A 21,960-nucleotide genomic window follows, 5' to 3' on the forward strand; every position below is an offset into this window, starting at 1 on the left:
CCCGCTAGTGTTCTGACTGCTTTCGCTCAGCCTCAGTCGGATTTATCGCCGCCTGCCAGATTCTTTTTCGAGCCTGTCTTGAAGTCTGTTTCATACCAGCCTGTACCGCTGAGGCGGAAACCTGGCATGGACAGCATTTTTTTCAGTTCAGGGGCCTGACAGGCTGGACAATCAACCAACGGCGAGGCGCTGATCTTTTGAATGGCTTCCAACTGATGACCACAGGAAGCGCACTGGTAATCGTACATGGGCATTGGCGTGTCTCGACAATCCGTTAGCGGCAACCCTTAAAGAGGGCCACACAGCAAAGGGCGAGATTATATCTGGTAAATCGAGCCATTGCAGCCGCATGAGCAGCAAGAAGCCCCTAAATGCATCATAAATTTCGAGCGATTACAAGACACCGAACGCCCTCCTCCAGCCAACCGCACCGTATCACCCCATGAACACCTGCTTTTGCACTCCCTCCGCGGAATCGCGTGCCATCCTCAATAAATGCATCACACAGACAACCCGGATGAGCCCGCTGAAATTTCTTACCCCCCCATAACGCAAATGCACCTCACGATCGACATAAGACAACAGCGTATTTATTGAGCAGTTATTAAGTCGCGAAATATCAGACAACACTTCCCAGTACACTTCCTCAAGTCGCAAGCAGGTGGCAAAACCATTCAATCTGACTGACCGCGAAAGTGGTTGAGCCAACGTCATGCCAAAATCAAGAATATCGGGATCAACCCCAACTCTTTGCAGTAATTTTCCTCTGGCGCTTTCTTGCCGAATCAATCGCCTCATGTCCAAAGCACTCCATTGCGTAACACTAGAATTAATGAATGATTTTTAAAAAACACACCCCATCAAACGATATGTAAAAATTCTTATCCAGCGGACCAAACCCTCAAGCCTGTAGGAGCCCTCTCGGTCCGAGCGGCGAATACGGTGGCCTTCGCACCTTGAACCATGACCGCGAGGCTATTAGGTTAAACGGACAGGAACGCGAACAGCCAAGCGACTTAATCCAGTGAGAGCGTTTAACTTAGAGACTCATTAAGCTCCCGACATTCCTGTCCTAACGAACAGTTATACATACGTACAAAACATGCATTATCGTGATTAAGTTTTGCCTGTACTTATTCAGACTCTAGTTTGATCGCCATTAAACTGGAGTATTTCCGGCCCGGCAAATAAACCGACCGCATATACGGCCCAAGACTACACGCCCCCCCCCTTGAACTGCACGCAAGCAGGAATACTGATGCCATGCACATTGCCTACTCCAAAGAACATAAAAATTAACGACCAACGGTCATCAGCACAGCGACCTGAACAATTTCGGGCCTATCACGCATCATAGGGCACCACATCAGCCCCCCTACTGGAAAGAGGACTACATGTGTCTAGGACAAGGTTTTCACTACAAACAGATTTGGCCGAGACTTCCTCAGGTAGCCTCGCTCGTAGATAGCGCCATACGCTTAATTTGAGTAGGCCCAAGCTTTGCTGTTAAATTGGCAACGTGTCGCCCTCTTCCAGCCTCTATCGAGGGCGCATAGGCTGATATATGCACGTGTCCAGCGCCTCCTCTTTTTTCTGAAGCGAACCGTGTGCAATCAGCTCTTCCTTGCGATCCATCTTAATGTGAGTCATTGAAATGTTGAAAATCGTCCACCTGCTAACGGGTGCAGCGGCTTTGCTGCTGTCCTTTATTCCCAGCCTGCAATCCGAAGCGTTACCTTACCTCCAACACCCCGATGCCCTTTACCTGGCTTTTCTTGGCCTGCTGAACCTGACACTGGCTCCAGTCATTCCATTCTGGAACAAAGGCCCGCGTCATCAACTGCAAAATCTGGTCAGCGCCCTGCTGGTGCTTTCCGTTGTTCTACAAACACTGACCCTGTTCGGCCTTCTGCTGCCGATCGGTGATCAACCTGCGGTACTGCTCGGCCTTACTCCTGCAGTCATTGCCGTACTGCTTCATTTGATCGTCAGCTTCTATAAATCATCACCTTCACCCTCCTCACAAAGCTATGACATGACCAACCGCGATACCGGGACGGTCAAGTGGTTCAATACCTCTAAGGGTTTCGGCTTTATCTCCCGAGATTCCGGCGATGATATTTTTGTGCACTTTCGCGCCATTCGCGGCGAAGGCCACCGTGTACTGGTGGAAGGCCAGCGCGTTGAGTTCTCGGTCATGAACCGTGACAAAGGCCTGCAAGCTGAAGATGTGATCGCAGCGCTGCCGCGTCGCTGATTCAAACTTAAAAAAAACCGCGATCAGCCAGGCTGTATCGCGGTTTTTTTTGCCTGCGCAAAAAGACTTAATAGTGCGGCGGCGGAGCTTCCTCTTCAAACGACTCGAACTGTCCGCCCATTTCTTCCTGGCGCTTGAGCAAGGCAGCCATTTGCATTTGCAAACGATCCACCGCGTTCTGCTGCATTACCAGCACATCATTCAATGCCTGGATGGTGTCATCCTGAAAGGCCAAACGACTCTCAAGATCCATCACTCGCGCTTCAAGTGTCACAATTAACCCTCCGAAAAAGTAAAACCCGCATCAAGAACCGACGCAAGCCTGTCCCGGACAGCATCTACATCTGCCTGCGTGTAAGGTTTGGCTGGATGCTTGCCCCACACCGGCCCTGGCCAAGCCACGTCAGCCTGATAACGAACAATCACGTGCATGTGCATTTGGCTGACCACGTTACCCAATGTGGCGACATTCATTTTGTCCGCACCGAACAACCCTTTCAGCACTCGCGCCAGAGCGGTCGTCTCAGCCCATATCAACTGCTGATCCGAGTCATCCAATTGAAACAATTCGGTTATACCCTCGCGCCGTGGCACCAGAATAAACCAGGGGTAATTCGAATCGTTGGATAGCAGCAAGCGGCACAAGGGGAAATCCCCTATGAGCCAGGTATCCTCTTGAAGACGTGTATCCAAAGCGAACACTGGGAGCTCTCCTCTTTACCGTTCTTTAAACTCAGCGTGCGATGAGACTCAGCGCCAGCCATGTGACAGAAGTGAAGGATACCCTTGATCGGCTCCTGCATCACGCCGACAACCGCGGATGCACACGTGAATGACAGCAAGACACGCTCAATCAACAGTACTCAGACACTTGTGCACCAAAACTGCACAAAACGAATGCTTTTAGTGCGCCAAAACGTCACTAACCACCCCATAAGGTGTTAACCGGTAACGCTTTAATCACGCTTTTCTGAGAAAAATGCTTCCTTGCAACGAAAAAGAACACGCCAAGGGCGGCGTTATCGCCGTTTGACCCAAGCAAGATCAGGCCTGATCGCTCGGAAACGCACAAAAAAATTTATTTTCCATCTCTGCTGCCTTTTGAGCATGCTTGTTGCATAGAGCATTTACATAGTCGCCAGGCTGCAGCCGGAATGCAGTGGCCTGACGATAAATAACAATAGCGGGATCGTAGGAATTTGGAGTTTTCATTGTAGGCAGTGCGGACTCCCCCATATGCCAAACGCTGAAAACAGCAGTAATTACATGCCTAAACATGGCATTAGGCTGCGCGTTTGCGACATGTAGGGTGCTATTTGCGACATGCCTGTAAAGAAGCCGAAAGCTTATGAGAGCAAGTATCGCCAACATTGTCGGCGTGATATAAGTTTGCGCCGACACAAAAAGAAAGAGCCGCCCAGATAATAATTTCAGGTGGGACGGCAGTACTCTTCCTAAAAACCAAAGGAGCAAATCACGATGCGCGTGATGAAGTGGAGCATAATCGCCCTGGCTGTTTCAGCCGGTACTACCCAGTTCGCAATGGCCTCCTCCCAGGACGACGCCAAAGGTTTCATCGAAGACAGCACTCTGACTTCTAAAACCCGCATGCTGTACATGAACCGTGATTTCCGTAACGGCGCTGGCAACATTGCCAAGCCAACCGGCGGCTTTAAGAGCGGCTACCGTGAAGACTGGGGCCTGAGCGAACTGCTTAACTACCAGTCCGGCTTCACCCAAGGCACCATCGGTGTCGGTGTTGACGCTTTCGCCATGGGCACAGCACGCCTGGACGGCGGCGCTGGTCGTCAAGGCAACGGCCTGTTCGCCACCAAGAGCGACGGTTCTCCGGAAGATACCCAGTCGAAAATGGGCGGCGCTGTTAAATTCCGCATTTCCGATACTGAGCTGAAATACGGCAACCAGTTCGTAGCCAGCCCGGTTTTCTCCACCGACGATAGCCGTCTGCTGCCAGAGGTTGCTACCGGCACCCTGATCACCAGCAAGGAAATCAAAGGCCTGGAGCTGAGCGCAGGTCGCTTCACCGCACTGAGCTCGCAGACTGGCATGGCACGCGACAGCATCAATGGTAAAGGCCAGCCAGGCCTGACCTCCGCCAACATTGCCGGCGCGACCTACCAGTTCACCGACAACTTTGTTGGTGGCGTGGCAGCGTCCGACGTTGAAGACTACTTCAAGAAGCAGTACATCAACCTGAACTACACCCTGCCTATCGCAGAGTCTCAGGCCCTGAACTTCGACTTCAACGGCTACAGAACCACCAGCGACGGCAAGGAACTGCTGGGCGACGTGGACAACAAAATCTGGAGCTTGGCAGCTGCTTACAGCCTCGGCGCTCACAAGTTCACCGTGGCTCACCAGCGCTCTACCGGTGACAGTGGTTACAACTACGGCATCGACGGCGGCGGCAGTATCTTCCTCGCCAACTCCGTGCAGTACTCCGACTTTAACCAACGTGACGAACGTTCTTGGCAGGGTCGCTACGACCTGAACATGACCAGCTACGGCGTTCCTGGCCTGAGCTTCATGGCTCGCTACGTTAAAGGCGATAACATCTCCACGACTGACGGTGAAGGCAAAGAGCACGAATTCGACTTCGAAACCAAGTACGTATTGCAGGAAGGCCCGGCCAAAGACCTGTCTTTCCGTCTGCGTAGCGCGATCTATCGCACTACCAGCAACAACGGCAACGATGTCAACGACTTCCGCCTGATTGCTGAATACCCACTGAACATCTTGTAATCATGGCCTCCGGGCGATAATTACACTCACTGTTTAGTGAAAGCCACGCTCCTGTCTCAGGGCGTGGCTTTTTATTTGCCTGAATAAAAGAGCCGTTATATAGCAAGCTAACTAATAAATATAAATGCAATTAATTATCAATAGTAAAGTTGGCTTGCCTAAACATCTGCAACTGCCTGTCCCAAGGTACAAAAACAATTAAAGGGGCCTTTAGCCCCTTTAATTGTTTACACACGGTCGACTCAAGAATCAGACGCCGCCTTTAGTCTTACTGCGCAGCTACTTCCTGAACCACACGAACCACTCGCTGTGGGAAAGGAATATCAACGCCCTGCGCCTTCAAGCGATCGCGTGAATGTTCGTTGAGCATAAACAGGACATCCCAGTAGTCAGGGGTGTTGACCCATACACGCAACGACATGGTGATTGCACTATCACCCAAGGCAGTGACCACGACGACTGGAGCCGGTTCTTTCAGAACACGAGGGTCATCGGCCAAAGCCAGCAGCACTTCACGGACCTTTTGAAGGTCAGCCTCATAGTCCACGCCGACATCAAACACCACCTTGCGCGTCGGTTGACGGTTGTAGTTGGTGATGATGCCGTTGGACAGGTTACCGTTTGGCACGATGACGGTTTTATTGTCACCAGTACGCAACACGGTGTGGAAGATCTGAATGCTGTCGACCGTTCCGCTCACGCCTTGCGCTTCGATCCAGTCACCGATCTTGAACGGACGGAACAACAAAATCAGTACCCCGCCCGCAAAGTTCGCCAGACTGCCCTGCAACGCCAGACCAATGGCCAGACCTGCCGCACCAATGGCCGCGACAAACGACGTGGTCTGGATACCGATCATTGACGCGACACTGACGACCAGCAATATCTTGAGAATGATGTTGGCAAGATTGCTGATAAAGCCCTGTAACGCCAGATCAGCCTTTCTCAGCGCCAGCAACTGACCAATTTTAGTAGTCAGACGGTTGATCAGCCACCAGCCCACCGCCAGCGTAACCACTGCCAGCAGCACGCGGCTACCGTACTCCATGATCATCGGGATCCAGGCCTGCGAGGCCTTGATCAATTGATCCACTTCAGTGTTCAAATCCATTTACATCTCCTCGCGACAATACCCGACGCCGTCATTTTTTCAGCAACACGATAAGGCGACCGTGGCCGCCAAACCGTTCATGCAGCCCCCAGGAAAAATCGGACGGCTATAAGCACCATAGGTTCCCTGGACTCGTAATTAGTCGCGGAAGTTATTGAACTGCAGTGGCATGTCGAACGTCTTTGCGCGCAGCGCTGCAATTGCATCCTGCAGGTCATCGCGTTTCTTGCCGGTGATGCGCACTTGCTCGCCCTGAATGGCGGCCTGAACCTTGAGCTTGGCATCCTTGACGTGAGCAACGATTTTCTTCGCCAGCTCTTTATCAATGCCTTCCTTGAGCACCGCTTCCTGCTTCATCAGTTTGCCCGAAGCATATGCATCCTTGACCTCAAGGCACTGAACGTCGATCTTGCGCTTGACCAGCGCCAGCTTGAGGATCTCGATCATTGCTTCCAGCTGGAAGTCGGCTTCTGCGGTCAGATTGACCGTCAGATCCTTCTCCTTGAACTCAAAAGTACCTTTGCCCTTGAGGTCATAACGACGGTCCAGTTCCTTGACGGCGTTCTCTACGGCGTTGGTGACTTCGTGCTTGTCCAGTTCGGATACCACGTCGAACGACGGCATGTAATTTTCTCCAATAATAAAGGGCGCGCTCAACACAGATGGAGCACGCCTGACCTGACAGTTAAAATGCGCGGGCATTATAGCGGTTCTTCGACTTCATTCACTTGCGAGCTCACATGCGAAATTCGGCCCTGTCCCACCCCCACTCCGATGCACCAGCCCTGACTTCGGCCACCTGGTACGTACTTGGTGCTGGAAGCATGGGCATGCTGTGGGCAACTCGCCTGGCGCGAGCAGGCTTGCCAGTGAAACTCATCGTGCGTAACTGCGACCGCCTGCAAGCGTACAAAGCAGCCCAAGGATTGACTCTGATTGAAGGCGAAGATTCGCAAAAGTGGGACATCAGTGCGCAAACCCCTGAAACCGAAGAGCCTATCCAGCGCCTGCTGGTCGCGTGCAAAGCCTATGACGCACAGCAGGCCGTTGCGCAAATCGCCGGGCGGCTCAGCCCGGATGCAGAGCTGATCCTGCTGCAAAACGGCCTAGGCAGCCAACAGGCCGTCGCCGCCCTTGTGCCCCACATTCGCTGCATATTCGCTTCCAGCACCGAAGGCGCCTTTCGCGATGGCGATTGGCGGGTCGTGTTTGCCGGCCTTGGTCACACCTGGCTGGGCGATGCCGATCAAGGCCCGCCCCCACACTGGCTTGGAGAGCTTCAGCGCAGCGGGATTACTCACGAATGGAGCCCGAATATCCTGAGCCGTCTGTGGCGCAAACTGGCACTTAACTGTGCAATCAACCCTCTGACGGTTCTCTACGACTGCCGTAATGGCGGCCTGCAAGCACACAGCGCTGAAGTGAACACCCTGTGCACAGAACTCAGCGCACTACTGAAATGTTGCGGGCAAGCAGGTGCAGCGGTCGATTTGGCCACAGAGGTTCATCGCGTAATCCAGGCCACCGCCAACAACTACTCGTCCATGCACCAGGATGTCGCCCACGGTCGTCGCACTGAAATCAGCTACCTGCTGGGATATGCCTGCGAAGCAGCCCGCAGCCGACAGTTCGTCGCGCCACACCTGCAGCGCCTGCACCAGCGATTAACTGAACACCTGCTGCGGCGCGGATTGCCCTGTAACTGAGGGCCGCGCTACCCTGCCAGCATGTTCCTCTCTATGCGGCCACCCCATGCCCTTGCGCCAGCGCCTTGAAAACCTCCCGGTAGGCCAGAAGTTATTAGCCGCCCTGCTCGTCTTACTGGCGACCGTAATGCTGGTAGCCAATTTGACGTTTATCAGTGTGGCGTACTGGATTTCCCACGAGAGTACGGCGCCACAAGCCTTGCAGACTCTAGGACAGCTGACCTCAAATCCTGACCTGATCGCTCATGCGCTGGATTCGCCTGAGAACGCGAAATCTCTACTCAATGAAATCGGCAGCTACGCACCCCTTCGCGCCGCCGCGATCTATGACAGCGCGGGCAATCTGCTGGTGCAGTTGCAACACGGTGAACCTCTTCCGCTCCCTGAGCACTATCGCCACATAGAAGCCTGGAGCCTGACCGAACTGCGCAGCCATCAAGTCACACGCCTGCACCACGGCGACCAGCCGCCCGGGCACCTGCTGCTGATCGCCAGCAGCGAGCTGCCCATGGCCTTTTACACCGGCACGCTGACGGCCAGCTTGGGTATTCTGGTGTTTAGCGTTTTACTCTGGTTCGTGGTGGCACGGCAGATCAAGCGCCTGATCACCCAACCCATTCACCGCCTTGAAGAGCTGTCTCGCCAGGTCAGCCGCGAAGAAAATTACGCATTACGCGCAGCACCCGGCAACAACGACGAGATCGGCAGCTTGGCCAAAGCCTTCAACACCATGCTGTCGCGCATTGAAGTGCGTGACCAGGAACTCAAGCGCGCCCGGGACGAAGCCCGGGAAGCTTACGACCAGGCCCAGGCACTGGCCGAAGAAACCCGTCACGCCAATCGCAAGTTGGAGCTCGAAGTCCAAGTTCGAAGCAAGATAGAAAAAAAACTCACCGGCTTTCAGAATTACCTCAATTGCATCATCGACTCCATGCCTTCGGCCCTGATCGCGCTGGACGAAGAGCTGTATGTCACCCAATGGAACCAGGAGGCTAGTGCTCTGTCGGGCACACCCTTGGACGATGCCATGAGCAAGCCCATCTACCTGGCCTTCGAACCCCTGAAGCCCTTCCTGCCTCAGCTCAAAGACACTATTGAGCATCACAGGGTGGCAAAAATTGAGCGCGTTACCTGGGGCCAGGGCGAGGACGCCCGCCACTACGCCCTGACCTTTTATCCGCTGATGGGCGGCGCCGGTCGTGGCGTCGTGATCCGCATTGATGACATTACGCAGCGACTGTCACTGGAAGACATGATGGTGCAGTCGGAGAAGATGCTCTCCGTAGGCGGGCTGGCCGCCGGCATGGCCCACGAGATCAACAATCCCCTGGGCGCCATCCTGCATAACGTGCAGAACATTCGCAGACGCCTGTCGAGCGACCTGCCAAAGAATATCGAGCAAGCCGAACAAACCGGCATCGACCTGGATGTGGTCAATCACTACCTGCAAGCACGCGAGATCCCGCAGTTGCTTGACGGCATCCAGCAGGCCGGGGCGCGCGCAGCAAAAATCGTCACCCACATGCTCAGTTTCAGCCGACGCAGCAATCGACAAATGAGCCCCTGCGATTTATCGGCATTGATTGATCAGGCTCTGGACATTGCCAGCAATGATTTTGATCTGGCCATTGGCTTTGACTTCAAGGGCCAGGCCATCATCCGCCAGTTCGACCCGCAGCTGGGCCCGGTGCCCGGCATCCCCAACGAACTGGAGCAGGTGCTGCTCAACTTGCTGAAAAACGCTGCCCAGGCCATTCATCAACGCACTGACAAGAGCGAGCCCGGACGTATCATCCTGCGCACGAGGCTGAACCCGCCGTGGGCCGAAATACAGATTGAAGACAATGGCATCGGCATGCCGGAGCCTGTGCGCAAACGGATTTTCGAACCGTTTTTCACTACCAAGGAAGTTGGCCAGGGCACAGGACTGGGTCTTTCCGTGTCGTATTTCATCATTACCAACAACCACAAGGGTCAAATGGAAGTGCATTCAACCCAGGGTCAAGGTACCTGCTTTACCCTGCGCCTGCCTTTGGCCGGCAACCCGATGACCTCCCCCGAATCAACCAAGGTGGAACTGTAAACATGGGCTTTCGCTTATCGAAAATTTACACCCGCACCGGCGACAAGGGCGAAACCGGGCTCGGCGATGGTCGCCGGGTACCCAAGGACCACCCCCGCATCGAAGCCATTGGCGAGGTCGACACCTTAAACAGCCAGGTCGGCCTGCTCCTGGCCGGGCTCATGGAGCACAGCGAACAGACCCCAGGTCTCAACGAGTTGATTGAAGTACTTGAGCCCTGCCAGCATCGATTGTTTGACCTGGGAGGGGAATTGGCGATGCCGGAGTATCAAGCCCTGAACACGGCCGAAATCGAGCGGCTTGAAGCTGCGATTGATCGCTGGAATGAAGAGCTGGGCCCGCTTGAGAACTTTATCTTGCCCGGGGGTTCGAGCCTGATCGCCCAAGCCCATGTTTGCCGCAGCCTGGCGCGCAGCGCCGAACGCCGCTGCCAACAGCTCAATGCACTGGAACCCCTGGCTGGCGTTGGGCTGGCTTACATCAATCGTTTATCTGACTTGCTGTTTGTAGCGGCACGCTTGATTGCCAAGCGCCAGGGCATAGCAGAAATTCTGTGGCAGGCGGCAGCAAAGCCTGAGGTTTAACCATCATGCACAGCACTTGTGGGAGCGGCGCTCCCACAGGGTCGTGCGTATTTTTAAGCCTGCGGCCAAAACGCCCTGATTCCGGCAACGCCCTGCCCACCAATGCTCCACACCTGCTGACGATCGTCAGGGCCCAAGCCTCCCAGTAAAAACACCGGTTTACTAAAGTTGGCGATCAATCGTTGTGCCTGATCCCAACCCAAAGGCTGCGTATCAGGATGAGTCTGTGTCGGCAGAACCGGCGACAGGGTCACGAAGTCCACATCCATCTGTTCGGCCAATGCCAACTCTTCGGCGTTATGGCATGACGCCGCCAACCAGCGGTCTTTCGGCAGCGGCCTGCCCTTGGCAGCGTACTTGCGCAATTGCGCAGCGGTCAGGTGCCAGCCAGCCGAAGGGAAGTCACCCAGCCATTCCAGCGGCCCCTTGAGCATCAGTTGTGCCTTGCCTGCACACAAACCGGTCGCATCTACCGCCAAATCGCGGTACTTGGGGTCATAGCCATTGGGCGCCCGCAGCGAAACCAGCTTGATACCACCGGCGATTGCCTTCTGGATGCCACGCAACAATTCAGGGGTCTCCAGGCCATCCGGAGTAATCAGGTATTGATCGGGCAAACGGGCTGCCGTCACGATCGGCTGGTTAGCCTCTGGAAATGCATAGTCCGCCAATTCGCGGGGGCTTACCCACGCCAATGGCTGACCTTCTGCACCGTGAGGCTCTCCGGTGAAAGCCGAAACCTCCCACACATCCAGCAGAACATGCTTATCCGGGTAGTCATGTTGAACCTTGATCAAAGGTCGAGCGGCCTGAACCACAATGCCCAACTCCTCCTTCAACTCGCGACCCAGCGCAGCCTCGACCGACTCCCCTGCCTCAACCTTGCCGCCGGGAAACTCCCACAGGCCGCCTTGATGCTGAGAATCAGCGCGACGAGCGATCAGAATCTTGCCGTCTGTGCCTCGGATAACGGCCGCAGCCACATGAACTCGTTTCACCCTTGTACTTCCTCTAATCCGGCCTGTTGCCAGGCTTTGAACGCAGGCCATTGGTAAATGGCATCGATATAAGCTTCATCTTCGGCTGACAGCGCAACGCGGTACGTACGCAAACGAACAGCCACCGGTGCAAAAAAAGCATCAGCCACACTAAGTCGTCCAAACAGATAGGGCCCGTTTTCGGTCGCCACTGCCCGGCACTCTGCCCACAGCGCACTTATCCTGTCGATATCGGCCTGGGCCTCCGCCGGCATGGGTATCAGCGCCTGATCACGACTCAAGTCAAAAGGCAGATTGCCCCGCAACCCAAAAAAGCCGCTGTGCATTTGCGCGCACGCCGAGCGAGCCTGAGCTCGCGCAGCAATATCGGCAGGCCACAGTTGAGCGGCCGGAAAACACTCATTCAGGTATTCCGCGATAGCCAACGAATCAGCGATGGTGCCGTGTACAGTCTTCAGCAACGGCACTTTGCCTGTTGCCGAATGTTGGAGAATAAGTGCCCGGGTATCAGGCTGACCCAGCTTGATCAGCGTCTCGGTATACGGGGCACTCGCCAGATCCAGCGCCAGCGCGGCGCGCAGGGACCACGATGAGTGCAACTTGTCGCCAATGATCAGGTGAAAGTTCATACATAGGCACCTTGGGAAGGGAGCGCTGATGAAGCGGGGGGGTATCACGGGCCCATCCGTGCAGAGTCGACTGACAGGCCCATGATGTCGAAACGAATCAGGTGCGGTATTCGGCGTTGATTTTCACGTACTCGTGGGACAAGTCCGTCGTCCAGATAGTCTCGCTGCAAGCACCACGACCCAACTCGATACGAATGGTGATTTCTTCACGAGCCATCACGGCCGAACCCTGCTCTTCGGTGTAAGTGGCCGAGCGTGCGCCACCGCTGGCAATACACACCTCACCCAAGAACACATCAATCTTGCTTACGTCCAGATCCGGCACGCCAGCACGGCCCACAGCAGCCAGGATGCGACCCCAGTTCGGGTCAGAGGCAAACAGCGCGGTCTTGATCAACGGCGAGTGGGCGACGGTGTAACCCACGTCCAGGCATTCTTGATGATTGCCACCGCCGTTTACTTCGACAGTGACGAACTTGGTTGCGCCTTCGCCGTCACGCACGATGGCCTGCGCCACTTCCATGCAGACTTCCAGCACGGCCTGTTTCAACGCAGCAAACAGCGGACCGCTGGCTTCGGTAATTTCAGGCAAGGCCGCTTTACCGGTAGCAATCAACATGCAGCAATCGTTGGTCGAGGTATCACCATCGATGGTAATGCGGTTGAACGACTTGTTCGCGCCATCGAGCAGCAGGTTTTGCAGCACATCGCGGGCTACTTTGGCGTCGGTCGCGATGTAGCCCAGCATGGTGGCCATGTTGGGACGAATCATCCCTGCGCCTTTGCTGATACCCGTTACAGTGATGGTTACACCTTCGTGTTCAAACTGACGGCTGGCACCTTTGGGCAGGGTGTCAGTGGTCATGATACCGGTGGCAGCCTCTGCCCAATTATTCTCGGACAGATCGTCCAGAGCGGCTTGCAATGCACCTTCGATTTTCTCAACCGGTAGTGGCTCACCGATGACACCGGTGGAGTACGGCAGCACGGCACTGGCTTGCACGCCTGCCAGCTCCGCCAGCTTGGCGCAGGTGCGGGTTGCAGCAATCAGACCCAGCTCACCGGTACCCGCATTGGCATTGCCGGTGTTGGTCAACAAGTAACGAACCGGACCTTGCACACGCTGCTTGGCCAGGATCACAGGGGCTGCGCAAAACGCATTAAGGGTGAAGACACCCGCCACGCTGGAACCTTCGGCGCAGCGCATAACCACCACATCCTTGCGTCCTGGACGCTTGATACCGGCGCAAGCTATACCCAGTTCAAAACCGGCCACCGGATGCAAAGTAGGCAAAGGACCAAGACCAACAGCCATGACGCGCTCCTAAATAAGTGATGTGCACCGCCGCAAAGGGACGGGAATTCAATGGTAAAACGCCGCGACGGCTAATGCCGGTCGCGGCGCAGGTGTTTCAGCAGTTGAAGCGGGCTTTAGTTGATTTGCCCGTGGCAGTGCTTATATTTCTTACCCGAGCCGCAGTAGCAGAGTTCGTTGCGACCCAGCTTTGGCTCGTTACGAGCAGGCTCGGCGACCACGTCAGCCACATCGGCACCTTCCAGCACCTTGGCCAATGCGTCTGGCTGATCAAGGCCCGGCGCTTCGGCATGCTGGAATTGCAGGCGGGAGGCCAGATCTTCAGCTTCCTGACGCAGACGTGCTTCTTCAGCTTCCGGGTCTTCGCGACGAACCTGTACATGCGACAACACACGGATCGAATCGCGCTTGATCGAATCAAGCAGCTCGGAGAACAGGTTGAACGACTCGCGCTTGTACTCCTGCTTCGGGTTCTTCTGCGCATAGCCGCGCAAGTGGATACCGTGGCGCAGGTGGTCCATGGTCGACAGGTGGTCTTTCCACAAGTCATCCAGTACACGCAGGACAATCTGCTTCTCGAAGGTGCGCAGCGCATCAGCGCCGGCCTGATCTTCTTTCTCGCTATAGGCCGCAATCAGCTCGCTCAGCAGCTTGTCGCGCAGGGTTTCTTCGTACAGGTGATCGTCTTCGTCAAGCCATTGCTGGATCGGCAACTTCACACCAAAGCCGCTTTCGATGGCCGCTTCCAGTCCTTTGACGTCCCACTGCTCCGGCAACGATTGTGGCGGAATGTGAGCGTTGATGGTGCTGTCCAGAACGTCCTTGCGGAAGTCCGCAATGGTTTCACCGATGTTGTCGGCGGCCAGCAACGTGTTACGCATGTGATAAATCACTTTACGCTGTTCGTTGTTGACGTCATCGAACTCCAGCAATTGCTTACGAATGTCGAAGTTGCGGCCTTCAACCTTGCGCTGAGCCTTTTCGATTGCGTTGGTCACCATGCGGTGCTCAATCGCTTCGCCAGATTGCATGCCCAGGGCTTTCATGAAGTTCTTCACCCGATCAGAGGCAAAGATGCGCATCAGGCTGTCTTCAAGCGACAGATAGAAACGGCTGGAACCCGCGTCACCCTGACGACCGGCACGACCACGCAACTGGTTGTCGATACGGCGCGACTCGTGACGCTCGGAAGCGATCACATGCAGGCCGCCCGACTCCAGCACTTGCTGGTGGCGTTTTTGCCAATCGGCCTTGATCTGTGCGATCTGCTCAGGCGTCGGATCTTCAAGAGAAGCGACTTCCACTTCCCAGTTGCCGCCCAACAGGATGTCAGTACCACGACCCGCCATGTTGGTAGCGATGGTCAGCGCACCCGGACGACCGGCCTGGGCAATAATTTCGGCTTCTTTTTCGTGGAACTTGGCGTTCAGAACCTTGTGCTCAATGCCTTCCTTGTTCAACAGGTTAGACATGTGCTCGGAGGTTTCGATGGTCGCAGTACCCACCAGCACTGGACGGCCTTTGGCCATGCAGTCCTTGATGTCAGCCACAATCGCCGCGTACTTCTCATCGGCGGTGAGGAACACCAGGTCGTTGAAGTCTTTACGCGCCAGAGGCTTGTTCGGCGGGATAACCATCACCGACAGACCATAGATCTGGTGGAATTCAAACGCTTCGGTGTCCGCAGTACCGGTCATGCCCGAGAGCTTGTTGTACAGACGGAAGTAGTTCTGGAAGGTGGTCGTGGCCAGGGTCTGGCTCTCTGCCTGAATATTCAGGCCTTCCTTCGCTTCGATAGCCTGGTGCAGGCCTTCGGACAAACGACGACCCGGCATGGTACGGCCAGTGTGTTCGTCGACCAGCAATACCTGACCGTCTTCAACGATGTATTCAATGTTGCGGTTGAACAGCTTGTGAGCGCGTAGTGCAGCGTACACATGGGTCAACAGGCCCAGGTTGTGTGCCGAGTACAGGCTCTCGCCTTCAGCGAGCAAACCGATCTGGGTCAGCATGTCTTCAACAAACTGGTGACCGGCTTCGTTCAGTTCTACCTGGCGAGTCTTTTCATCAATGGTGAAATGACCGGCCTTGGTAACTTCACCTTCGACTTCCTCGACGTGCATCTCAAGGCGCGGGATCAGTTTGTTGATTTCGGTGTACAGCTTGGAACTGTCTTCGGCCTGGCCGGAGATGATCAGCGGAGTACGGGCTTCATCGATCAGGATGGAGTCGACTTCGTCGATCACTGCGAAATTAAGCTCGCGCTGGAATTTTTCTTCCATGCTGAAAGCCATGTTGTCGCGCAGGTAATCGAAGCCAAACTCGTTGTTGGTACCGTAAGTGATGTCGGCGGCGTAGGCTTCACGCTTTTCTTGAGGCGGCTGGAACGGCGTTACAACACCGACCGTCAGGCCCAGGAATTCGTAGAGCGGACGCATCCAGTTGGCATCACGGCGAGCCAGATAGTCGTTCACGGTAATCACGTGAACGCCTTTACCCGACAGCGCGTTGAGGTAAACCCCAAGGGTCGCTACCAAGGTCTTGCCTTCACCAGTACGCATTTCAGCGATCTTGCCTTCATGCAAGGTCATGCCGCCAATCAACTGAACGTCGAAGTGGCGCATGCCCATGACACGCTTGCCTGCCTCACGGCAGACCGCGAAAGCTTCTGGCAACAGTTGGTCGAGGGTCTCACCTTTGGCTATGCGGGCCTTGAACTCTTGGGTCTTGGCGCGCAATTGCTCATCGGTAAGAGCAACCATTTGCTCTTCGAAGGAATTGACCACCTGTACCGTCTTGAGCATGCGTTTAACTTCGCGCTCGTTCTTGCTTCCAAAAAGTTTCTTTAACAAAGGCGCAAACATATCGGCAGGATCTTCCACACATAGGGATGGAGGGCGGCCCCGTGAGTCGCCCGAGCAGCCCTGATGGCCGCATGCGAACGAGCATTCTACCCGGAAACGTCGGTGAGGAAAGTGGCGTTATTCCACGATACTGGTGCAGCGTTGTGACGGGGCCTCCCTAAAATAAGGGCTTTTTGCTGAACTTCAAGCCATAAGCATAAGAAGTTAATCATTGATTTCATAAATAAATGTTGATGAAACTTGATCTGGACGAGTGAAACCGGAGGTTTCTGCTAAGATTGCGGCTCTGTTTTCTCAGGTGTTTGAACATGGCATTTCGCCCACACCCAGCACGGGCACCCTCCGTTCTGCTCCGCGAGGCCAAGCCCCTAAAAGCCATTTTTGGTCATGCAAAGCGCCTTGGGCACCTGCAACGTTTGCTTGAAAGCCAGCTCCAGCCAGCCGCACGCGAGCATTGCCACGTCGCGTCATGGCGAGAAGGCAGCCTGTTGCTCATCGTGACTGATGGCCACTGGGCCACTCGCCTGCGCTATCAGCAAAAACGCCTGCTGCGCCAATTGCAGGCGTTTGACGAGTTCGCCAGCCTGACCCGAATTCTCTTCAAGGTACAACCACCCACCGTGCAGGCTAAAGTTGTGGGGCACACGCTGGATTTGTCCGAGGATGCCGCCCAGACCATTCAGGCAACGGCCGACGGCATTACCGACCCGGCCTTGCGCGCTGCCCTTGAGCGCCTGGCGAGCCACGCACGACCAAAGCCCTGACCTGAAACTGTGGGCGGGCTTTACTTGCGCTTGCTGCCCCCCAACAGCGACCCCAATAACCCCCGAACCAACTGACGACCCATCTGGCCTGCGGCCTGGCGCGCCATTGACTGCAACGCCTTGCCTGCAGTCGAGCCCAGAAAATCACCCGCCTGATCCAGAAAACCAGGCTCATGGGGCGCCGCCTCTTGCTGTGCCTGCCCCTGCTCTTGGGGCACTCCCCCTTTACGGGCCATTAGAATCTCGTAAGCCGACTCCCTATCGACAGGCTTGTCGTAACGCCCCTGCAACGCAGAACCGCGAATCAACGCCGCCCGCTCGGCTTCAGTCAGCGGGCCAATGCGCGATTGTGGTGGCGCAATCAGTACACGCTGGACCATGGCTGGTGTGCCTTTCTCCTCCAGCATGCCCACCAGAGCTTCGCCCGTACCCAACTCGGTCAGTACCGCCAGCGCATTGAACGCCGGGTTCGGACGAAACCCGTCAGCCACGGCCTTCAAGGACTTCTGCTCTTTGGCCGTAAAGGCCCGCAAACCGTGCTGGACACGTAACCCCAGCTGTGCGAGCACCGTATCCGGCAAGTCCGCAGGCGATTGAGTGACGAAATACACCCCCACGCCCTTGGAACGGATCAGACGTACGACTTGCTCAAGGCGGTCCTGCAACGCTTTTGGCGTGTCGGCAAACAGCAAATGTGCTTCGTCAAAAAACAGCGCCAGCAGAGGTTTGTCCGCGTCACCGCGCTCGGGCAACTGCTCGAACAGCTCCGCCAACAACCACAGCAGGAAAGTTGCGTACACCTTCGGCGCTTCATGCACCAAACGACTGGCATCAAGCAGATGAATTTGCCCGCGACCATCGCTGGCCGGCTGCAAAATATCTTCGAGTTGCAGTGCCGGCTCGCCGAACAGGGCCTCGGCACCCTGCTGCTCAAGGGTTGCCAGGCGACGCAACAATGCCTGACTGGATCCCGTGGTCATCAGGGCCGCGTCATCACCCAGCACTTGGGGGTTATCGCGCAAGTGGTTGAGCAGCGCTTTCAGGTCTTTTAGATCGAGCAGTAACAGCCCTTCACGATCTGCCACCTTAAAAGCTGCATAGAGCGCCGACTGCTGACTGTCGGTCAGTTCCAGCAAGCTGCCTAACAGCAACGGCCCCATTTCACTCAAGGTCGTACGCAGCGGATGACCGGTCTTGCCCTGGATATCCCATAAGGTCACCGGATACGCCTTGGGCTGGTAATTGAGCCACGGCATTCCCGCAATCCGTTCCGCGATTTTCCCCTGGGGATTGCCGGCCGCGCCCAAGCCGCACAAATCGCCCTTTATGTCTGCGGCAAAGACTGCAACCCCGGCATCGCTGAACTGTTCAGCCAGGCGCTGAAGCGTGACGGTTTTACCCGTCCCCGTGGCCCCCGCCACCAGCCCGTGCCGATTGGCAAGGCGCAAGGACTGAGCGATAGGCTGACCCGATAGGTCGGCACCGAGTACTAGAGCTGAAGAGTCAGGCATTTTGCCACCTTTGATTAATCTTTCGCGATCGCGGGTCGATACACCCTGAATGCTAGACCAGAAAAAACCGGATTTAGCGTCGTAAAGCGCCTTGATGAACACTCAACTTGCCCGTTAATGGCAGTGATGTGTAGAGCGCGCGTTTTACCAGAGTGTATGCCTCACACTTTTAGACCTTAGCGGACCCTTCAAGTCATGAATAAAAACCTGCGTTTCAGCCATAAAATCCTGCTTGCCGCGTCCCTGATCGTAATAGCCGCCTTCTCGCTATTTACGCTGTACAACGACTACTTGCAACGCAACGCCATCCGTCACAACCTGGACAACTACCTTCACGAAATGGGCAGTGTCACAGCCAATAACATACACACTTGGCTGGGGGGCCGGATTCTGCTGGCGCAAAATCTCGCCGAATCCATCGCACTGACTCCAGAGTCCGCACAGGTGGCAAATCTGCTGGAGCAAAAAACCCTCAGCAGTACATTTATGGCCGTTTATTTTGGTGATAGCCAAGGTGGCTTCACCATTCGTCCGAACAGCAAAATGCCTGACGGTTACGACCCACGTACCCGCCCCTGGTACAAGGATGCGCTGAACAGTGCAGCCTCAAGCCTGACCGAACCCTATATAGATGCAGCCACCGGTCAGATGGTCATTTCCATCGGCGCCCCGGTCAGAATAGCCGGGCAAACCCTTGGCGTGGTCGGCGCCGACCTGACACTGCAAACCATCACCGACAGTATCAATGCCCTGAACTTCAATGGCATGGGCTACGCCTTTCTGATCAGCGCCGACGGCAAGATCCTGGTCCATCCGGACAAAACGCTGGTGACCAAAAACCTGAAGGATATTTATCCCCAGGACACGCCTTCGATCAACGCCGGGTTCAGCGAGATTCAGGTCGACGGTAAAACCCGCATTGTGACGTTTGCCCCGGTCAAAGGGCTGGGTTCAGTCAACTGGTACATCGGCCTGTCCGTTGATAAAGAACAGGCTTTCGCTGCACTCAGCGAATTTCGCACCTCAGCCATCATTGCCACAGTGATAGCTGTGGTTTCGATCATCGCCCTCCTCGGCTTGCTGATTCGCCTGCTGATGCAGCCACTGCACGTGATGACTCGCGCCATGCAGAACATTGCTGAAGGTGAAGGAGATCTGACGCGCCGTCTGGTGGTTGAATCCCAGGATGAGTTCGGCATGCTGGGCAGTGCGTTCAACCGCTTTGTGGAGCGCATTCACTCTTCGATCAGCGAAGTGGCCTCGGCCACCGAACAGGTCAACGAAGTGGCCCTGCGTGTGGTCAGCGCCTCCAACTCATCGATGCTCAACTCTGACGAGCAAGCGAGTCGCACCAACAGCGTCGCGGCTGCAATCAACGAGCTGGGCGCTGCTGCGCAAGAGATCGCCCGTAATGCTGCCCAGGCCTCACACCAAGCCAGCGATGCACGCGGCCTGGCCGAAGAAGGCCAGCAAGTGGTCGAGCGCAGTATCAGCTCGATGCAGCAGCTGTCGAAAATGCTCGGCACATCCAGCGGTCATATCGAGTCGCTGAACGACAAGACCGTGAACATCGGTCAAATTCTGGAAGTGATCACCAGCATTTCTCAGCAAACCAACTTGCTGGCACTGAACGCAGCCATTGAAGCGGCCCGTGCTGGTGAGGCCGGGCGAGGCTTTGCCGTGGTGGCCGATGAAGTTCGCAACCTGGCGCACCGCACCCAGGAATCGGCGCAGCAAGTACAAAAAATGATCGAGGAGTTGCAGGTCAGTGCCCGCGGGTCAGTGAGCACCATGGAAGAAAGCCAGCGTCACAGCCAGGACAGCGTAGAAATTGCCAATCGCGCAGGTGAGCGCCTGATCAGCGTGACCGAGCGCATTGGTGAGATCGACGGGATGAACCAATCCGTCGCCACCGCAACCGAAGAGCAAACGTCGGTGGTCGAATCGATCAATATGGACATTACCGAAATCAATACGCTCAACCAGGAAGGCGTCGAAAACCTTCAGTCAACGCTTCGCGCCTGTTCCGACCTGGAACAGCAGGCTGCGCGCCTGAAGCAACTGGTGGGCAGCTTCCGTATCTGATTGGCCGTCAGCAGCTTCAAGCCTGTTGCTTGAAGCTTGCTGCAACTGCTCCCAAAGCCTGGCGGCGTCAGGAAAGTCCGTACCGTCCTCGACGCTCAGCGCCTCTGGGTCATAACGACTCAAACAGCCTTCGCCCAAGGTTGCCGGCGCACGAGATGTGGCTTTGTCGAGTGGATCGCTCATGACATCACCCTCGAAATGCTGTGGGAGCAGGCTTGCCTGCAGTACAGACGCGGTGGTCAGTCAGGCAAACCAAGTTGATACCATCGCGAGCAAGCCCGCTCCTGCAGCGTTTATCACGACCAGCTTAGAACACGACCGTTTTGTTGCCATGGACCAGCACGCGGTCTTCAAGGTGATAGCGCAAGCCACGGGCCAACACCATCTTCTCGACATCACGACCGAAACGAACCATGTCTTCGATGCTGTCACTGTGGCTGACACGTACTACGTCCTGCTCGATGATAGGACCTGCGTCCAGCTCTTCAGTCACGTAATGGCACGTTGCGCCGATCAGTTTCACCCCACGCATGGATGCCTGGTGATAAGGCTTGGCCCCCACAAACGACGGCAGGAAACTGTGGTGAATGTTGATGACCTGGCCCGCATATTCACGGCACAGATCTGGTGGCAGGATTTGCATGTAACGCGCCAGCACCACCACTTCAGCATCATGATGCTTGACCAGACGCGAGACCTCGGCAAATGCCGGCTCTTTGTTCTTCGGGTCAACGGGTACGTGATAGAACGGGATGCCATGCCACTCGACCATGCTGCGCAAGTCATCGTGGTTGGAAATCACGCAAGAGATCTCGCAGTCCAACTCATCGCTGTGCCAGCGGTGCAGCAAATCTGCCAGGCAGTGAGATTCGCGACTCGCCATCAACACCACGCGTTTTTTCTGCGCTGTATCGGTAATGCGCCACTCCATCGAAAACTCTTCGGCAATAGGGGCAAATGCCTCGCGAAATGCCTCAAGTCCGAAGGGCAGAGAATCGGCACGAATCTCGTGACGCATAAAGAACCAACCACTCTGGTCGTCCGAGTGATGGCTCGCTTCAGTGATCCAGCCATTGTGGGAGGCAAGGAAATTGCTGACCTTGGCGACAATGCCGACGCCGTCGGGGCACGCAATCACCAACCGAAAAGTGCGCATGAGGAAAAAACTCCAAAACTTTACTAAGGCCGCCATTCTAGCGAGTGCGCGGCAAAACTACAGTATTCGTTACGTCCTGCCGCCTGCGCCATGGGGTCGCGCCGCCTGTTCCACACGCCAGCACTGCCGTGGCC

General features: G+C 55.7%; 19 protein-coding genes and 1 pseudogene. 8 read left to right on the forward strand and 12 right to left on the reverse strand.

Annotated features, from left to right (window positions below):
* Positions 1-32 precede the first annotated feature (32 nt).
* Both RGV06_RS07950 and RGV06_RS07955 read right to left on the reverse strand, forming a co-directional pair.
* Positions 33-254, reverse strand: coding sequence for an FmdB family zinc ribbon protein (locus RGV06_RS07950; protein WP_019823263.1), 222 nt, complete (start codon positions 252-254; stop codon positions 33-35).
* A gap of 181 nt (positions 255-435) precedes the next feature.
* Positions 436-798 (reverse strand): ribbon-helix-helix domain-containing protein, encoded by a 363-nt coding sequence (locus RGV06_RS07955; protein WP_046809001.1) that lies wholly within the window; start codon positions 796-798, stop codon positions 436-438.
* Between the two features lie 856 nt (positions 799-1,654).
* Here RGV06_RS07955 and RGV06_RS07960 point away from each other — a divergent pair.
* On the forward strand, positions 1,655-2,257 hold the full coding sequence (locus RGV06_RS07960; RefSeq protein ID WP_019823267.1) for a cold-shock protein: 603 nt from the start codon (positions 1,655-1,657) through the stop codon (positions 2,255-2,257).
* A 67-nt stretch (positions 2,258-2,324) separates the two neighbouring features.
* Here RGV06_RS07960 and RGV06_RS07965 read toward each other — a convergent pair whose 3' ends face one another.
* Positions 2,325-2,531, reverse strand: a complete 207-nt coding sequence (locus RGV06_RS07965; protein ID WP_003441212.1) for a SlyX family protein — start codon at positions 2,529-2,531, stop codon at positions 2,325-2,327.
* 2 nt (positions 2,532-2,533) lie between these two features.
* A complete protein-coding gene (locus RGV06_RS07970; RefSeq protein WP_322149774.1) occupies positions 2,534-2,959 on the reverse strand; it encodes an HIT family protein in 426 nt (141 codons plus the stop codon).
* Positions 2,960-3,736: 777 nt separating this feature from the next.
* On the opposite strand from RGV06_RS07970, the gene RGV06_RS07975 reads away from it, so the two are divergent.
* Positions 3,737-5,020, forward strand: coding sequence for an OprD family porin (locus RGV06_RS07975; RefSeq protein WP_019823273.1), 1,284 nt, complete (start codon positions 3,737-3,739; stop codon positions 5,018-5,020).
* A 268-nt stretch (positions 5,021-5,288) separates the two neighbouring features.
* On the opposite strand, the gene RGV06_RS07980 is transcribed toward RGV06_RS07975, so the two are convergent.
* Both RGV06_RS07980 and RGV06_RS07985 read right to left on the reverse strand, forming a co-directional pair.
* Positions 5,289-6,131 carry a mechanosensitive ion channel family protein gene (locus RGV06_RS07980; RefSeq protein WP_019823275.1) on the reverse strand — a complete coding sequence of 281 codons (843 nt, stop codon included), beginning with the start codon at positions 6,129-6,131 and terminating at the stop codon, positions 5,289-5,291.
* 138 nt (positions 6,132-6,269) lie between these two features.
* Positions 6,270-6,755, reverse strand: coding sequence for a YajQ family cyclic di-GMP-binding protein (locus RGV06_RS07985; RefSeq protein ID WP_019823277.1), 486 nt, complete (start codon positions 6,753-6,755; stop codon positions 6,270-6,272).
* A 206-nt stretch (positions 6,756-6,961) separates the two neighbouring features.
* Between RGV06_RS07985 and RGV06_RS07990 the strand changes: the two genes are divergently transcribed.
* From RGV06_RS07990 to RGV06_RS08000, 3 genes are read left to right on the forward strand one after another with little or no spacing between them, the layout of a single operon-like run.
* Complete coding sequence (locus tag RGV06_RS07990) at positions 6,962-7,837, forward strand: putative 2-dehydropantoate 2-reductase (protein ID WP_019823279.1); 876 nt, start codon at positions 6,962-6,964, stop codon at positions 7,835-7,837.
* A 46-nt stretch (positions 7,838-7,883) separates the two neighbouring features.
* Positions 7,884-9,920: an ATP-binding protein gene (locus RGV06_RS07995; RefSeq protein WP_019823281.1), complete on the forward strand. Its 2,037-nt coding sequence runs from the start codon at positions 7,884-7,886 to the stop codon at positions 9,918-9,920.
* 2 nt (positions 9,921-9,922) lie between these two features.
* The gene (locus RGV06_RS08000) at positions 9,923-10,504 is read left to right on the forward strand and encodes a cob(I)yrinic acid a,c-diamide adenosyltransferase (RefSeq protein WP_019823282.1); all 582 of its coding nucleotides are present in this window, start codon (positions 9,923-9,925) and stop codon (positions 10,502-10,504) included.
* A gap of 53 nt (positions 10,505-10,557) precedes the next feature.
* Here the strand turns inward: RGV06_RS08000 and RGV06_RS08005 are convergent, their stop codons facing one another.
* The 4 genes from RGV06_RS08005 to secA form a co-directional block, all read right to left on the reverse strand.
* Positions 10,558-11,502 (reverse strand): Nudix family hydrolase, encoded by a 945-nt coding sequence (locus tag RGV06_RS08005; RefSeq protein WP_322149775.1) that lies wholly within the window; start codon positions 11,500-11,502, stop codon positions 10,558-10,560.
* Positions 11,499-12,131, reverse strand: coding sequence for a glutathione S-transferase (locus RGV06_RS08010; RefSeq protein WP_046809004.1), 633 nt, complete (start codon positions 12,129-12,131; stop codon positions 11,499-11,501). The genes RGV06_RS08005 and RGV06_RS08010 overlap by 4 nt, the downstream gene beginning before the upstream one ends.
* Before the next feature lie 97 nt (positions 12,132-12,228).
* On the reverse strand, positions 12,229-13,446 hold the full coding sequence (gene argJ / locus RGV06_RS08015; protein ID WP_019823285.1) for a bifunctional glutamate N-acetyltransferase/amino-acid acetyltransferase ArgJ: 1,218 nt from the start codon (positions 13,444-13,446) through the stop codon (positions 12,229-12,231).
* 116 nt (positions 13,447-13,562) lie between these two features.
* The gene (gene secA / locus RGV06_RS08020; protein ID WP_019823286.1) at positions 13,563-16,310 is read right to left on the reverse strand and encodes a preprotein translocase subunit SecA; all 2,748 of its coding nucleotides are present in this window, start codon (positions 16,308-16,310) and stop codon (positions 13,563-13,565) included.
* 308 nt (positions 16,311-16,618) lie between these two features.
* On the opposite strand from secA, the gene RGV06_RS08025 reads away from it, so the two are divergent.
* Entirely contained in the window at positions 16,619-17,074 is a 456-nt protein-coding gene (locus tag RGV06_RS08025; RefSeq protein WP_019823287.1) for a DUF721 domain-containing protein, read from the forward strand.
* Positions 17,075-17,094: 20 nt separating this feature from the next.
* Here RGV06_RS08025 and RGV06_RS08030 read toward each other — a convergent pair whose 3' ends face one another.
* On the reverse strand, positions 17,095-18,585 hold the full coding sequence (locus tag RGV06_RS08030) for a helicase HerA-like domain-containing protein (protein WP_019823289.1): 1,491 nt from the start codon (positions 18,583-18,585) through the stop codon (positions 17,095-17,097).
* Positions 18,586-18,780: 195 nt separating this feature from the next.
* Between RGV06_RS08030 and RGV06_RS25750 the strand changes: the two are divergent.
* Together RGV06_RS25750 and RGV06_RS25755 are read left to right on the forward strand one after the other, a co-directional pair.
* Positions 18,781-19,812: pseudogene (locus tag RGV06_RS25750) on the forward strand (cache domain-containing protein); the annotation flags it as partial.
* 93 nt (positions 19,813-19,905) lie between these two features.
* Positions 19,906-20,670 (forward strand): methyl-accepting chemotaxis protein, encoded by a 765-nt coding sequence (locus RGV06_RS25755; protein WP_401014841.1) that lies wholly within the window; start codon positions 19,906-19,908, stop codon positions 20,668-20,670.
* A 307-nt stretch (positions 20,671-20,977) separates the two neighbouring features.
* Here the strand turns inward: RGV06_RS25755 and purU are convergent, their stop codons facing one another.
* A complete protein-coding gene (purU, locus tag RGV06_RS08040) occupies positions 20,978-21,826 on the reverse strand; it encodes a formyltetrahydrofolate deformylase (RefSeq protein WP_019823293.1) in 849 nt (282 codons plus the stop codon).
* Between the last annotated feature and the right edge of the window lie 134 nt (positions 21,827-21,960).

Origin of the sequence: Pseudomonas sp. CCI3.1 (assembly GCF_034313985.1) — a bacterium.
Classification (GTDB): Bacteria; Pseudomonadota; Gammaproteobacteria; order Pseudomonadales; family Pseudomonadaceae; genus Aquipseudomonas; species Aquipseudomonas psychrophila.